This is a genomic window from Streptomyces sp. NRRL S-37, assembly GCF_000721605.1.
Classification (GTDB): Bacteria; Actinomycetota; Actinomycetes; order Streptomycetales; family Streptomycetaceae; genus Streptomyces.
The window spans coordinates 16,376-30,679 of record NZ_JOIZ01000015.1 but is presented as its reverse complement, the minus strand read 5'-3'; the positions used below and the strand labels follow the sequence as shown (position 1 = coordinate 30,679).

Sequence of the window (14,304 nt, the reverse complement as noted above, 5' to 3'; positions counted from 1 at the left end):
AAGAGGGGACCACATCATGAGGATCGTGTCGGCCGAAGTGATCGTCACCAGCCCGGGACGCAACTTCGTCACCCTGCGCCTCACCACCGAGGACGGTGTCACCGGCCTCGGCGACGCCACGCTCAACGGCCGCGAACTGGCCGTCCGGTCCTACCTCGAGGACCACGTCGTCCCCCTCCTCCTCGGGAGCGACGCCACCCGCATCGAGGACACCTGGCAGTACCTGTACCGGGGCGCGTACTGGCGGCGCGGGCCCGTCACCATGGCAGCCGTCGCAGCCGTCGACACCGCCCTGTGGGACATCAAGGCCAAGTGCGCCGGCATGCCGCTCTACCAGCTCCTGGGCGGGGCGTCCCGCACCGGCGCCCTGGCCTACGGCCACGCCTCGGGCCGCGACATCCCCGAACTCCTCGACTCCGTGCGGGCCCACCTGGAGCAGGGCTACCGCGCCATCCGCGTCCAGAGCGGCATCCCCGGCCTGGGCCCGGTGTACGGGGTCGCCGCCGGCACGGACGGCACGGACCGCTACGACTACGAGCCCGCCCGCCGCGCGGCCGCCGGCGGCATCCCCCTCCCGGTGACCGAGACCTGGGACACCAGGGCCTACCTGCGGCACATCCCGGCCGTCTTCGAGGCCGTCCGGGCGGAGTTCGGCCCCGAACTGCCGTTGCTGCACGACGGCCACCACCGCATGACCCCCATCCAGGCCGCCCGGCTCGGCAAGGCGCTGGAGCCCTACGACTTGTTCTGGCTGGAGGACGCCACCCCCGCCGAGGACCAGGCGGCCCTGCGCCTGATCCGGCAGCACACCACCACCCCGCTGGCCATCGGCGAGGTCTTCAACTCGGTGTACGACTACACCACCCTGCTCAGCGAGCGCCTGATCGACTACGTGCGCTCCGCCGTCACCCACACCGGCGGCATCACCGCGATGCGCAAACTCCTCGACCTCGCCGACGTGTTCGGCATCAAGTCCGGCATGCACGGCCCCACCGACATCTCACCCGTCGGCATGGCCGCCGCCCTGCACCTGGACCTGGCGATCCACAACTTCGGCATCCAGGAGTACATGCGGCACTCCGACCGCACCCTGGAGGTCTTCCGCACGTCCTTCACCTTCAAGGACGGCCTCCTGCACCCCTCCGACACCCCCGGCCTCGGCGTCGATCTCGACACGGAGGCAGCGGCCCACCACCCCTACGAACCGGCCTACCTCCCCGTCAACCGCCTGACGGACGGCACGATGCACGACTGGTGAGCCGCGCCGCGCGGACCCGGCCGGGGCCGGACCGGCCGGCCCCGGGACCGTGTCCACCGATCCGATGACGACCGCACTGCCCCCCCGGCGGCCCGACAGCCGCCGGGCTCCGGTCCTCCCTCTCAGCCCACTTGCTCGGCCAGTCCGACGATGACGCCCTCCGGGCCGCGGATGTAGCAGAGCAGATAACTGTCCTCGAACCGGGCGATCTCACCGACCAGTTCGGCACCGTGGGGGCGGAGGCGGGCAACGGTGTCCTCGATGTCGTCGACGGCGAACATGACGCGGTGCGTGCCCAGGACGTTGTGCGGCCGGTCGCGCGGTCCGGCGCCGATCACCGTGGGGCTGCGGTACTTCGCCAGCTCGAGCCGGCTGTGACCGTCCGGGGTCCGGAGCATCGCGATGTCACAGCGGACGCCGTCGAGTCCGGTGCACCGGTCGGCGAACAGACCCTCGACCTGCGTCCTGCCCTCCAGCTCCATGCCGAGTTCCACGAAGAACGCGATGGCGGCGTCCATGTCCTCGACGACGATGCCGACGTTGTCCATCCGCTGGATCGCCATGCCGGCTCCTCCTTCTTCCTCGCGCGGCCGGTGGCGGCCGGCCGATGTCCCCGGGGCGGAGCCGGTGGCACGCTCTCGGCGTCCTCGGACCGCCGAACCCCGAAGAACCCGGATCGCGCCTCCGCACCACTACAGCAGACCCGCGAGCCGGGTACCACCGAGGGCGAGCGCGGCGCACCGCCCGGACCTCCGCCGAGGGGGTCCGGCTCTGGCTGTGGTCGGGTTCCCGCCGATCGGCCGGCAACGCCGGCGATCCGGCCCCAGGCGGCGAAGCGGACAGCGTCGTGGCCGGTCAGCCGGTGGGCACGAGCTGGGCAGTGGTCCCCGCCAGTGCCGCGGAGAACTGGTCCGTGACCCGCCCCAGGGCCTCGGCGGCGCCCGGCGCGACGACCGTCGCCCCGTCGTCGTCGACGGTGATGTCCCGGTCCAGGGTGAACCAGCCGGGGACCACGTGCAGCGCGCCCATGGAGCTGAGCACGGGACGCAGCGCGTAGTCGATGGCCAGCACATGGGCCGTGCTGCCCCCGGTGGCCAGCGGAAACACCGTCTTGCCCGTCAGGGCGTACTGCGGGAGCAGGTCCAGCAGGGATTTCAGCAGGCCCGAGTAGGCGGCCTTGTACACGGGCGTGCCGATCACCACACCGTCCGCCTGCTCGAACAGGGCGGTGGCGGCGGTGATCGCCGGATGCCGGACGTCGGCGCCCAGGAGCGCCTCCGCCGGGAGGGTGCGTACGTCGAGCGGCGTCACGTCGTGCCCGTGGAGCCGCAGCCGGTCGTCGAGGTGGCGCAGCAGTCGCGCGGTGCGTGAGCTGGGGGAGGGGCTTCCGGAGACGGACAGGACGGAGGCCATGGACGGACCTTTCGTGATCGGGATGCGGGTGGGGGTGCGGGGCCGGGGGTACGCCGGTGGCGGCCCGGCGTTCACCAGGAGCTCGACTCCACCGAGACCACCGGCATCAGCCCGTTGCGCAGCGTCTCCAGGAAGGCGACGGTCTCCGCGGCCACCGAGCGGTGGTTCACGTCGTTGAGGACGTCGTGGTGGGCGCCGTGGACCACCGAGAGACGGGCCAGGGCCTGGGACTCGGCCGTCCGGGTGAGGGCGTCGTGGTCCGCGAGCCGGTCCGCGTCGCCGACGAGGAACAGGACCGGGACGGGCAGCTCGGCACCGTAGGCGGCGGTGAGCAGGGCGTCGGGGACCGCGTCGCCGAGCGAACCCCGCCGGACCCGGGAGTCGTCGCTCAGCGTGCCCCTGTGCGTGGGGCAGGAGGTGCGTATGTCGAGTTCCTCGTCCCACGAGCCGACCGTGGAGGACGCGGACCCCGGAAGGCCGGCGAGAACGGCGGCGTCCGCCACCCGCCCGGATCCGCCCCGTCCGAGGAGCGCGGCCAGCGCGACGGCGCCCGTGTCCGCTCCGACGAGCACCACGGGCCCGACGGCACCGCCGTCGGCCGCCGTGCCGTCGACGGCGTCGGCCAGCGCGGCCCCGAAACGGCCGAGTGCCGCGTCGGTGTCGAACGCGCCGATGTCCGGGGCGTCGATCACCCGGACCCGGTACGCGTCGGCGGCGAGCCGTCCGGCGAACCGCCCGTAGGTCGCGCGGGTCTCACCCCGCCCCGGCACCACGACGATCGTTCCGCGGGTGCGCAGGCCCTCGGGGGCGTGGTGGTCGGTGTACTCGGTCATCTCGGGCTCCTGTGCGTGTCGGCGGTGGTGACGTCCCCGGCGCGGTCGCCCGGCCGGGGTCCCTCGGCGGTCGGGACGGACCGGTTCAGCCGTTCCCCCCACGGCGCTCGAGGGTGTGGCGGTTGACCGGGACCGGCAGGCCCAGGTTGCCGCGGAGGGTGTCGGCCTCGTACTCGGTGCGGAACAGGTCCCGCTTCCGCAGGATCGGCACCACGCCGTCGACGAAGAGGTCGAGTTCGTCCTGGGTGCGGAAGGCGAGGTTGATGCCGTCGAAGGCGCCGGCGTCGAACCACCGCTCGATCGTGTCGGCCACGGTCTCCGGCGCCCCGACGAAGGGGGAGGGACGGAACTCGGCCACGGACTGCGCGACCTGGCGCAAGGTCAGCTTCTCTTCGCGCGCCCGCTCGATGATCTTCGCGGCGTTCGTGCGGCCCCCCTTCTCGGCGAGACGGGCGACGTCCGGGAACGGGGCGTCCAGATCGTGCACGCTGAAGTCGTAGGCCCCGAAGGAGCGCCCGAGCAGCGCCAGGTGACGGTCGAAGTCGTTGTCCTCCTCGAAGATCTCCCGCTCACGGCGCCGGGCCGCCTCGTCGGTGGCGGCGACGACCGGACCACCGTGGATGAAGATCTTGATGTGGTCGGGGTCCCGGCCGTACGCGGCGGTCCGCTTCTTGAGGTCGGCGTAGTACTCCCGGGCCTGCTCCAGCGATCCGCCCGGCGCGTAGACGCCTTCGGCGACGCGCGCCGCGAGGTCGCGCCCCTCCTCGGACACACCGGCCTGGAAGACGACCGGCTGGCCCTGCGGGGAACGCGAGATGTTCAGCGGGCCCGCGACCTTGAAGTGCTCGCCCTCGTGGTTCAGTTCGTGCAGCCTGGACGGGTCGAGGAAGACGTTGCGGGCCACGTCCGCGGGGAAGGCGTCGTCCTCGTAGGAGTCCCACAGCCCGCGGGCGACCTCCACGAACTCCAGGGCCCGGCCGTACCGGGTGGCGTAGTCGAGGTGCTCGTCCAGGCCGAAGTTGCGGGAGGTGCCGGTGTCGAAGCTGGTCACGACGTTCCAGCCGGCCCGGCCGCCGCTGATGAGGTCCAGCGAGGCGAAGCGGCGGGCGAGGTTGAAGGGCGAGTTGTACGTCGAACTCGCCGTGCCCACCAGGCCGATGTGCCGGGTGTGGGTGGCGACCGCCGACAGCAGGGTCAGCGGCTCCAGCCGGTTGAGGTAGTGCGACGGGTAGGTGGCGTTGATGAACTGGCTGTCGACGATGAACAGCGCGTCGAACAGGGCGTGTTCGGCGGCCTGGGCCTGCCGGATGTAGTAGTCGATGTCGATGCTGGCGTTCTTCGCGACGCGGGGGTCCTTCCACAGGCCGTGCTGGCCGGGGCCGCCGACGCCGTAAGGGTGCAGGGCGAGATGGATCTTGCGGGGCATGGTTCTTCCTGTCCGTGCGGAGGGTGGGCGGGACGGGGTTCAGGCGCGCAGCGCCGCACGCTCGGACCGGTCGGCGGGGGCGCCGCGCAGGGTCGGGGCGGAGCCGACGAGCAGCCGTGTGCAGGGGTGTCCGGGCCGGCTGACGACGTCGCGTGCGGTGCCGGTCTCGACCAGCTCGCCCCGGTACAGCACGGCGATGCGGTCGGCGGTCCCCGCGACGGACCCGAGGTCGTGGGAGATGAACACGAGGGCCACGCCGGTGGCGCGCAGTTCCTTGAGGATCTCCAGGACCTGGACGCGGTTGGCCGAGTCCAGGGCGCTCACCGGCTCGTCGAGGATGACCAGCCGCGGTTCGGTGACCAGGGCGCGGGCCACCGCGATCCGCTGGCGCTGCCCGCCGGAGAGCTCGCCCGGCAGCCGGCCGAGCAGCTCCTCGGACAACCGCACGCGGGGCAGGAACGCGCGTACCCGCGCCACCGCCTCGTCACGAGGCACGCCGCGCACGAGCAGCGGCTCGGTCAGCGACGCCTCGACGGTGAGGTCCGGGTCGAGGCTGCGCAGCGGGTCCTGGAAGACGTACTGGACCACTCCGCGGCGGCGCAGGTCGCGCCACTGGCGGGGGCCGTGGGCGGTGACGTCCTCACCGTCGACGATCACCGATCCGGCGGAGGGGCGTACCAGCCCGAGCACGGTGCGGGCGAGGGTGGATTTGCCCGACCCCGTCTCGCCGATGAGGCCGACGGTCTCGCCCGGGGCGACGCTCAGCGAGACGCCGTGCAGGGCGCGGCGGCGCCGGCGGCGCGCGCCGTAGTGCACCTCCAGGCCGGTGACTTCGAGGACGGGGCGGGTGCCGGTGTTCGGCCTTCCGGTGGTCACGCTTCCTCCTTCGGCGCCAGGAACTTCTCCAGTCCGTACTGCTCGTGCTCGCTGATCAGCAGCCGGGTGTAGTCGTGCCGCGGGGCGTCCAGCACCGCGCGGGTCGGGCCCTGCTCGACCACCTCGCCCCGGCGCATCACCAGGACCTCGTCGCACGACCGGGCCACGACGGCCAGGTCGTGGGAGACGACGACGAGGGCGAGCCCGGCCCGTTCGCGCAGGTCGGCCAGGAGGTCGAGGATCTCCGCCTGTACGGTGACGTCCAGCGCGGTGGTGGCCTCGTCGGCGATGAGGATCCGCGGGTCCGCGGCGATCGCGGCCGCGATCAGCACGCGCTGCAGCATGCCGCCGGAGAGCTCGAAGGGGTACTGGTCGTGCACCAGTTCCGGGTCCCGCAGGTGCACCGCGCGCAGCAGGCCGAGGACCCGTTCCCGTGCCTCGCGGCGCCCGAGTCCCTTCTTGACCCGGAGGACTTCCGCGATCTGCCGGCCGATCCGCAGCGACGGATTGAGGTAGGACGCCGGGTCCTGGAACACCGCGCTGATCGTCGACCCGCGCAGCGCCGTCCACCGCGAGGGCGTGAGGGCGGTGATGTCGGTGCCGTCGATCTCGATCGAACCGCCGGTGACCTCGAAGCGGGCCGGCAGGATGCCCAGGGCGGCCCGGCACGTGAGGGTCTTGCCGCTGCCGGACTCGCCGACGATGCCGACCACCTTGCCGGGGGTGAGGTCGAAGCTCACGCCGTGCACGATCTCCCGGCCGTCACCGCGGTCACCGATGCGCACGTCGCGCAGGGAGAGCAAGGCGGGGACGGGTCCTGTGCGGGCCCGGACGCGCCGGACTCCCCGGCCCGGGTGAGGAGCTTCTCGGAAACCGTCGTCATCACGCACCTCCTGCGGGAGTGGGGTCGGTTCGGCCGGCGCGGGCTCCCCGGTCCGCGGCCGGCGCGCGTCCCGCCTCGCCGGACACGTCGCGGATGGCGTCCGCGAGCAGGTTGCCGGCCCAGACGGTGACCGTGATCAGCAGCGCGGGGGTCAGCGGGGCCCACGGCCGGTGGCTCAGGTAGCCGAGGTCGGAGGCGAGGAGCCCGCCCCAGGTCGGGTCCGGGGGCTGCACGCCGATGCCGAGGAAGGTCAGGCTGGAGACGACGACGAAGCCGACGCCCACGGTCTGGGCGAACGCCACGGCGATCGGCGGGAGCACCTTGACCCACACGTGGCGGCGCACCACCCAGCCGACGGACGCGCCGGAGATCAGCGCCGCCTCGACGTACTGCGAGCGGGCCACCGCCAGCGTGGCGGCCCGGGACACCCGGTAGAACAGGGGCGACACCAGTACACCCGTCACGAGCATCGCCTGCGTCAGCCCGTTGCCGAGCAGGGCGATCACGGCGACGGCGAACAGCAGGAACGGCAGGGCCACCAGGGTGTCGGCCAGGCGCAGGGTGATCCACTCGAAGACCCGGCCCAGGTACACCGACAGGATCCCGGGGACCGCCCCCACGACCAGTGCCGTGAGCGCGACTTCGAGCGCGCCCAGCACACTGACCCGGGAGCCGTCGAGCAGCCGGCTCAGGACGTCCCGGCCGAGGTGGTCGGTGCCCAGCCAGTGGCCGGCGGACGCGGCGGCGAGGGTGTTGTCGCTGGTGGCCAGCGGATCCTGCGGGGCGAGCAGCGGACCGAGGACCGCCAGCAGCGCGACCACGGTCAGGATCGCGACGGCGATGCGGCCGGAGGTGAGGGAGAGGACGCGGCGCACCATGGTTCACACCCCCCGCTGCGAGGCCGGCGTGACGCGCGCCAGCACCAGGTTGACGACGAGGTTGAAGGCGACGACCAGGGCGATGGACACGACCAGGACGCCCTGTACGGCCGGTACGTCGCCGGCCTGTGCGGAGTCGTTGGCGAACCGGCCGAAGCCCTGCAGGCCGAAGATCCACTCGGTCACCACGGAGGCGCCGACCAGGGCCGGGAACTTCAGGCCCAGGGTCGCCAGCGTCGGGCCGAGGCCGTTGCGCAGGACGTGGACGAAGAAGATCCGGCGAGGGCTCAGTCCCCGTACCACCGCGCCCGTCACGTAGTTCTCCCGGTAGGCGGCGACCAGGCCGGAGCGGAGCTGACGGGCCACGTCGGCGATGACGTCGAAGCTCAGCGCCAGCGCCGGAAGCGTGATGTGCGCGAGCCACGGCCCCAGCCCCTGCTCCGCCGGGACGTACCCGGCGGAGGGGAACAGGTTCAGCTGGACGGCGAGGACGGCGACGAGCACGATGCCGACCACGAAGGCGGGCATCACCGAGACCACCGTGACGAACCCGGTGACGGCGCGGTCGACCCAGGTGGTGCGGCGCAGCGCCGCCAGCGTGCCGAGCGCGAAGCCCACGACCACGCCGATGACCAGCGCGAACGTCGCGACGGACAGGCTCACTCCCAGCCCGAGGCCGATGAGGGTGGAGATGTCCGCGCCGTTGGTCCAGCTGGTTCCCAGCTCCCCGCGCAGGACACCGCCGAGCCAGTCCCCGTACTGGACCAGGAAGGGCCGGTCCAGGCCCCACTGCGCCTCGATCCTGGCGACGGCCTCGGGGGTCGCCTCCTCGCCGAGCTGGATACGGGCCGGGCTGAGGCCGCTCAGCGACCGCAGCGCGAACGTCACGAACGTCGCCACCAGGAAGACGGGCACGAAGACCGCGACCGACCGGGCGAGCGTGACCAGGACGCGGCCCAGCGCGTGCCGTGCCCTTCTCACGGCGAACCCACCGCGCGGGACGGTCTCCGCCCGCACCTCGGCCGCCGTCATGAGGCCGCCCCCTTCCCGCCGATGGTCACGCCGGTCCAGTCGATGTGGGCGGGGATCTCCGGCAGGCCGGAGACCGACTTGCTCTTGGCGATCAGGTTGGGCGAGGAGTACGTGAACACCAGCGCCTTGCTCTCCAGGCCGGCCCGTGTCGCCGCCCGGAGCACCTCCGGGTACTCGGGCGCGTCCAGCGGGGTCCGGCGCACCTCGGCGACGGCCTCCTCGAAGCCGTCCGGCTGGTAGGGGGAGCTGAGGTTCAGCGGGCCGTCGGGGCCGAAGTGGGCGGTGAGGGTCTGTACCGCCGAGTCCCGGCCGGTGGTGCCGTAGAGCGAGAACGTGAGGTCCTTGGCGAAGAAGGGCGTGGCCCAGTTCTTGTCTATCTTGATGTCGACGGTGATGCCCACCTTCGCGAGCTGCGACTGGACGATCTCCGCCTGGGGGTCCTCCGCCGGGATGACCAGGCCGAGCTTGATGTCACCGGGCCCGTAGCCCGCCTCGGCGAGGAGCTTCCTCGACTTTTCCGGGTCGTAGGGGTAGGAGTCCTCGGACCGCGGGTCGTAGGCCACATAGCCCTTCGGGAAGGGCTGGTCGGTCGCCTCGCCGTAACCGAAGGTCAGTTTGTCGACGAATTCCCGCCGGTCGACCGCGTGCCGTACGGCGTCGACGACCTTGTCGTCGTCGAACGGAGCCTTGTTGACGTTCAGGCTGAGGTTGGAGGCGTTGAACCCGGGCTGGACGAAGACGTCGAGGCCCGCCTTCTTCGCCGCGTCCGCCTGACTCGGTTCGATGTCGGCGAAGTTGTACACACCGGTCTGCAAGCCGGAGACGACCGTGGAGACGTCGGGCGCCGAGGTCAGCTCCACCTGGTCGATGTGGATGTTCTCCGCGTCCCAGTAGTCGGGGTTCTTCCTCAGGACCGCCTTGGTCCCCGGAACGAGCTGCGTCACGGTGAACGGGCCGGCCCCGACCGGGTTCTGGTCCAGTTTCCCGGGCGAGGCGGCCGCCTTGGGGCTGGCGATCTGCAGGACCCGCTGGCCGAGCAACTGGGGTATCTGGTAGTCGACTTGGTTGAGATGGACGATGGCGTCCAGGCCCTTGGCCTCCACCGACTCGATCGAGGTCAGGTCGCCGAAGAGCGCCGAGTTCTTCTGCTTCTGGGCCCGTTCGACGGCGGCCTTCACGGCGGCGGCGTTCACGGGTTCCCCGTCGCTGAACTTCAGGCCGGGGCGCAGACGGAAGGTGACTTGGTCGCCCCGGTCGTTGTACTCCCAGCTCTCGGCCAGGTCCGGGACGGCCTTGCCGGTGGTGTCGGTTCGGGTCAACGAGGCGTACACGAGGGAGAGTTCACGGAACTGGGCGCCGCTGCCCGAGACCACCGGGTCCCAGTGGGCGGGGAAGTAGGTCGAGGTCCACTTCAGGGTCGCGGCACCGTTCGCGGAGGCCGCGTCACCGCCGCACGCGCTGAGGGCGGGGACGAGCACGGCGGCGAGGGCGGCGCCGAGTGCGGTGGCACGCATGCGGCCGGATCGGCGGTGCGGTCCGGGGCGTCGGGTCGTGAGTCGTCCGGGCATCTCGTTCTCTCTGTGACGGTGCCGGCTCCCCGCGGCCGGACGGCCTCGGGCGGGAGCGGGGCAGGGCAGGGAAGGGAAGGGCGGCGCCACCGCGCCCGCCGCCGGCTCAGGACGTGCCGGGGCATGCCGAGACGGACTCGGTGCCCATGACGTCGACGGATCCGCGGAGGCGGACCGCCTGAGGGGCGGGGCGGCGGGGAACGCGAAGGAAGGGAAGGGCGCGAAGGGCGGACGCGGCTCGGCCGAGCGGCGGACGGCCGGAACCGACGGAGGTCGTCAGGCGCCGGGGGACCGCGGAGGGCGGCCGGTCAGCGACAGAGGGCGCTGCAGGTCCACGTAGCGGCACACCACGCCGGGGTGCGTCGTGAGCATGTGCCACATCCTGAAGGCGGTCGCGAGCGTCTGTCAATGGACACCTAGAGGTGTCTCATCCGGCGGGACAGGCACCTGACCGCAGATCAGATACCTTGTCGCGGGCCGACCGGAGCGCCAGGGCGGGTCGCCGGGTGCGTCGCCGCCTCCTCAGGATGCAGCCACAGCGGGCCGTTCCCGGTCTCGACCCGGACCGCCCCGGGCGGCGGCCACGGACCGTCCGCCAGCAGCCGCGACTCCGGCCCGGTCAGGCTTCCGTAGCGCCGCAGCGCCTCGTCCGGAGCCAGAGGCGCCGGCATCACATCCCACGCCGGTGACGGACACAACTCCCGTACGGCGTCGGCGTACGCCTCGTAGGGACGCCACCCCGGAACCACGCGGTGGCCGCCCGGCGCCCGGACGAGCACGGTCGGCAACGCGTACCGCCGGCCGCCGTCGGGGGTCTCCTTCGCGGCCCCCGGATGCGGCGAACCGCCGGGCGCGGAAAGGGCCTCGGGGACCGGACGGCGCGCCTCGCGGTGGTCGGCGCGCACCCGCTCCCGTACGGCGTCGGACGACGCGTCTGCGGACAGCCGCGCCAGGTCCAGTCCCGGTGTGCCCCGTACCGCGGACAGGGCCAGTGCGGGAGTGTCGGCCGGTTCGCCCAGGACGAAGACGGTCTCCCGCAGTCTGCGCAGCACCCGGTCGGCCACCTCGGCGCCCTGCGGTTCCGCCGCCTTGGCGACGAGCGAGGCCGGCCAGGAACTCGCCGCCACCCGGCTCAGCCGGGGCGCCCGCGGAGCTCCGGTGTGCCGGCAGACCTCGTCGACGTATCCCTCGTACCAGGCGGTCTCCGCCGCCGGGTCGGGCGGCGGGTCGTCGTCCTCGTCGAAGAGGACGCAGAAGACACGGCGCAGGCGCACCCGCCCGGACAGGGCCGCGCGCAGCCGGCGGAACACGGGCTCCGAGCCCCACGCCCACGGGCACAGCGGATCGGTGTACTCCACCACCTCCACCAGGGCCTCGCCCGGCTCCGCCGTCACGCGGCTCCCTTCCGCGGCACGTCACCGGCGCCCATGGACAGCAGCGAGGCCACGGTCACCCCGCCCAGGACAGCGGCGGCGTCCGTCTCGATCCGGCGCCACACATCGGGCAGCGCCGCCGCGGCGCCGGGATAGTCGAGCGTGGCCAGGGACTCGCCGCGCAGGGTGAGCAACTCCCCGTCGACGACACGGGAGATGTCCAGCAGCGTGATGTCCTCGGCGGGCCGGCCGAGCCAGTAGCCGCCCTCGCAGCCGCGCTGGCTGCGGACCAGTCCGCCCTTGCGCAGCTCGCCCACGACGGACTTCAGGAAGCGGAACGGGATCCGCTGGGAGGAGGCGATGGCCTCGCACGTCAGCGGGCGGGCGGGTTCACGGGCGAGCTCCAGAAGGGCCCGCGTGGCGTAGTCCGCCTTCGCGGAGATATGCATGGCGCCCATGATGCCGGAGTTCATCCTCCCGGAGGGTGTCCGAACCCGCTTCCGTCGCCTGTTGCGGGAACATTGCCGCAGGTGAACAGCAATGGACACCTCTTGACATCTTTTTCGGCGCCCTTCTAGCGTCCCCGGCATGAGCGAGCCGTTGACAGCCCCGGGTGAGGGCTTCCATCCCCATCTCCACGACGCCCCCGGGCGGTCGGCCGCCCCGCTGCGGACCCGCCTGCACCATGTGCGTGCCGACTCCCTCGACGGTGACACGGCGCAGACCGGCGGCATGCGCAGGTTCGCCGCCGTGAGCGGGCGGACGGTGGGCTCCGAGAAGCTGTGGATGGGCCAGACCCACGTCGCTCCCGCGACCTCCTCCTCCGACCACCACCACGGGGCGTCGGAGACCGCGATCTACGTGGTCAGCGGCCACCCCGAGTTCGTCTTCCTGGACGACTCGGGCGACCGCGCCGAGGAGGTGCGGCTGCGCACGTCCCCGGGTGACTACATCTTCGTCCCCCCGTTCGTCCCGCACCGCGAGGAGAACCCCGATCCCGCCGAGGAGGCGGTGGTGGTCATCGCCCGCAGCACGCAGGAGGCGATCGTGGTGAACCTGCCCCGCCTGTACGCGCTTGCGGCCGAGGAGGCCTGACCGGTACCGGTGTGCCCCGGAGGCGGGCGGACGGGCCGGCCTCCGGGGCACGCGGTTCGGGTCCGGCGGATCACGGAGCCGCCGTCGGGCCCAGGAACCGTCAGGGCACGAGCCTCAGCAGCCGGTTCGGCGAACCCGAGCCGGGGCCGGTCACCTTGCCGGTGGTCGCGCCGTTCACCAGGGCCGAGGCGACCTGGGCCGGGGTGGCGGAGGGGTGGCCGGCCAGATGGACCGCCGCCGCCCCGGCGACGTGCGGGGTCGCCATCGAGGTGCCGGAGATGGTGCTGGTCGCGGTGTCACCGGTGTGCCAGCCGGCCGTGATCGAGGAGCCCGGGGCGAAGACGTCCAGCACGGAGCCGTAGTTGGAGTAGCTCGCCCTGGCGTCCGTACGGGTCGTGGCGCCCACGGTGATGGCCTCGGTGACCCGGGCCGGGGAGTAGGAGGAGGCGTTGGCGCCGCTGTTGCCCGCGGCGACCGCGTACGTGACGCCGCTGGCTATGGAGTTGCGCACCGCCGTGTCCAGGGTGGTGGACGCGCCGCCGCCGAGCGACAGGTTGGCGACCGAGGGGCCGGAGTGGTTCGCGGTCACCCAGTCGATGCCGGCGATGACCCCGGCGGTGGTCCCGGACCCGTTGTCGTCCAGCACCCGTACGGCGACGATCTTCGCCTTCTTGGCCACTCCGTAGGTGGATCCGGCGATGGTGGTGGCCACATGGGTGCCGTGACCGTTGCCGTCGGCGGCGGTGGTGTCACCGTCCACGGCGTCGTAACCGTACACGGCACGACCGCTGATCTGCTGGTGGGTGATGCGCACGCCGGTGTCGATGACATAGGCCGTGACACCGCTTCCCGCGCTGTCCGGGTAGGTGTAGGTACCGGAGAGCGGGAGCGAGGCCTGGTCGATGCGGTCCAGGCCCCACGGCGCGTTGGACTGCGTGGTGTCGGCGACGCTCACCCGCTGGTTCTGCTCGACGGAGGCGACCGCCGGGTCGGCGGCCAGGCGGCCGGCCTCGGTGGCGGAGAGGACGGCGGTGTAGCCGTTCAGCGCGCTGCCGAACGTCTTCCGCACGCTGCCGCCGTACCGCTCGACCAGGTCCCGGCCCGCGGCCGAGGAGGCCTTGAACCCGGCGGCCTTCTTCAGCGTCACGATGTAACTGTCCTTGACCGCGGTGGGGGAGCCGGCGGCGAGCACCGTCCCCTCGGCGGGGGCGGCCTGGACGGGGGTCGAGGTGAGCCCGCCGGCCAGGGCGGCCGTCGCGACACCGGCGATCACCGCGAACCGTGTTCTCTTGCTGCGCAGTCGTGCCATGACGAGGGGTTCCTCCTCCGGGCGGCGTGCCCGGGTGGGGCACGCGTCTGTGGGGGCGGGTGCGCGTGATCGCACACCCCTGCCGTGAGCGTTGCGTTCCGCTCCCGGCCCGCAAGCAAGGTTCGTCGCCGACTCCGTTACGGGACAAGGGAGTTGATTACCTGGCAACAAACTTGCCATGGGCACGACATATGGTGGGGCGCCGGGACGCGAGCGGACCGGGAAAAGGACCGGGTGAGCGCTTCCGGTCACCGGACGCAGGCCCTCGCGCGCTGTGGTGACGCGCTGCCGCGCATCAGCCGGCTCCCGTGGCCGAGCGGCGAGTTCACCCCGGATCGCCTGGCACGGTCCGCAGCCCTC

14 protein-coding genes are annotated in these 14,304 nt (G+C 72.6%); 2 read left to right on the top strand and 12 right to left on the bottom strand.

Features of this window, described 5'->3' with window-relative positions; all coding sequences use genetic code 11:
* Nucleotides 1-16: 16 nt before the first annotated feature.
* A complete protein-coding gene (gene manD / locus IH50_RS0121545) occupies nucleotides 17-1,258 on the top strand; it encodes a D-mannonate dehydratase ManD (protein WP_030864657.1) in 1,242 nt (413 codons plus the stop codon).
* A 122-nt stretch (nucleotides 1,259-1,380) separates the two neighbouring features.
* Here the strand turns inward: manD and IH50_RS0121540 are convergent, their stop codons facing one another.
* The 11 genes from IH50_RS0121540 to IH50_RS0121485 all read right to left on the bottom strand — a co-directional run bounded on the left by IH50_RS0121540 (nucleotide 1,381) and on the right by IH50_RS0121485 (nucleotide 11,989).
* Nucleotides 1,381-1,821: a VOC family protein gene (locus IH50_RS0121540; protein ID WP_030864655.1), complete on the bottom strand. Its 441-nt coding sequence runs from the start codon at nucleotides 1,819-1,821 to the stop codon at nucleotides 1,381-1,383.
* A gap of 292 nt (nucleotides 1,822-2,113) precedes the next feature.
* Nucleotides 2,114-2,671: an NADPH-dependent FMN reductase gene (ssuE, locus tag IH50_RS0121535; protein ID WP_030864653.1), complete on the bottom strand. Its 558-nt coding sequence runs from the start codon at nucleotides 2,669-2,671 to the stop codon at nucleotides 2,114-2,116.
* A gap of 71 nt (nucleotides 2,672-2,742) precedes the next feature.
* Nucleotides 2,743-3,504, bottom strand: coding sequence for an alpha/beta hydrolase (locus IH50_RS0121530; protein ID WP_030864651.1), 762 nt, complete (start codon nucleotides 3,502-3,504; stop codon nucleotides 2,743-2,745).
* Between the two features lie 85 nt (nucleotides 3,505-3,589).
* A complete protein-coding gene (locus tag IH50_RS0121525; protein ID WP_030864649.1) occupies nucleotides 3,590-4,930 on the bottom strand; it encodes an LLM class flavin-dependent oxidoreductase in 1,341 nt (446 codons plus the stop codon).
* Nucleotides 4,931-4,969: 39 nt separating this feature from the next.
* Nucleotides 4,970-5,806, bottom strand: coding sequence for an ABC transporter ATP-binding protein (locus IH50_RS0121520; RefSeq protein WP_030864647.1), 837 nt, complete (start codon nucleotides 5,804-5,806; stop codon nucleotides 4,970-4,972).
* Entirely contained in the window at nucleotides 5,803-6,609 is an 807-nt protein-coding gene (locus tag IH50_RS0121515) for an ABC transporter ATP-binding protein (RefSeq protein WP_234328217.1), read from the bottom strand. Before IH50_RS0121515 ends, IH50_RS0121520 begins: the two co-directional genes overlap by 4 nt.
* A gap of 79 nt (nucleotides 6,610-6,688) precedes the next feature.
* Nucleotides 6,689-7,567 (bottom strand): ABC transporter permease, encoded by an 879-nt coding sequence (locus IH50_RS0121510; protein WP_030864642.1) that lies wholly within the window; start codon nucleotides 7,565-7,567, stop codon nucleotides 6,689-6,691.
* 3 nt (nucleotides 7,568-7,570) lie between these two features.
* Nucleotides 7,571-8,599, bottom strand: coding sequence for an ABC transporter permease (locus IH50_RS0121505; protein ID WP_030864639.1), 1,029 nt, complete (start codon nucleotides 8,597-8,599; stop codon nucleotides 7,571-7,573).
* Entirely contained in the window at nucleotides 8,596-10,167 is a 1,572-nt protein-coding gene (locus IH50_RS0121500) for an ABC transporter substrate-binding protein (protein WP_030864637.1), read from the bottom strand. The genes IH50_RS0121505 and IH50_RS0121500 overlap by 4 nt, the downstream gene beginning before the upstream one ends.
* Nucleotides 10,168-10,625: 458 nt before the next feature.
* Complete coding sequence (locus IH50_RS0121490) at nucleotides 10,626-11,561, bottom strand: DsbA family oxidoreductase (protein WP_030864635.1); 936 nt, start codon at nucleotides 11,559-11,561, stop codon at nucleotides 10,626-10,628.
* Nucleotides 11,558-11,989: an RrF2 family transcriptional regulator gene (locus IH50_RS0121485; protein ID WP_030864633.1), complete on the bottom strand. Its 432-nt coding sequence runs from the start codon at nucleotides 11,987-11,989 to the stop codon at nucleotides 11,558-11,560. The genes IH50_RS0121490 and IH50_RS0121485 overlap by 4 nt, the downstream gene beginning before the upstream one ends.
* Nucleotides 11,990-12,128: 139 nt before the next feature.
* Between IH50_RS0121485 and IH50_RS0121480 the strand changes: the two genes are divergently transcribed.
* Entirely contained in the window at nucleotides 12,129-12,635 is a 507-nt protein-coding gene (locus tag IH50_RS0121480) for a cupin domain-containing protein (protein WP_030864632.1), read from the top strand.
* Nucleotides 12,636-12,735: 100 nt separating this feature from the next.
* On the opposite strand, the gene IH50_RS0121475 is transcribed toward IH50_RS0121480, so the two are convergent.
* On the bottom strand, nucleotides 12,736-13,944 hold the full coding sequence (locus IH50_RS0121475; RefSeq protein ID WP_030864630.1) for a S8 family peptidase: 1,209 nt from the start codon (nucleotides 13,942-13,944) through the stop codon (nucleotides 12,736-12,738).
* Nucleotides 13,945-14,304 lie beyond the last annotated feature (360 nt).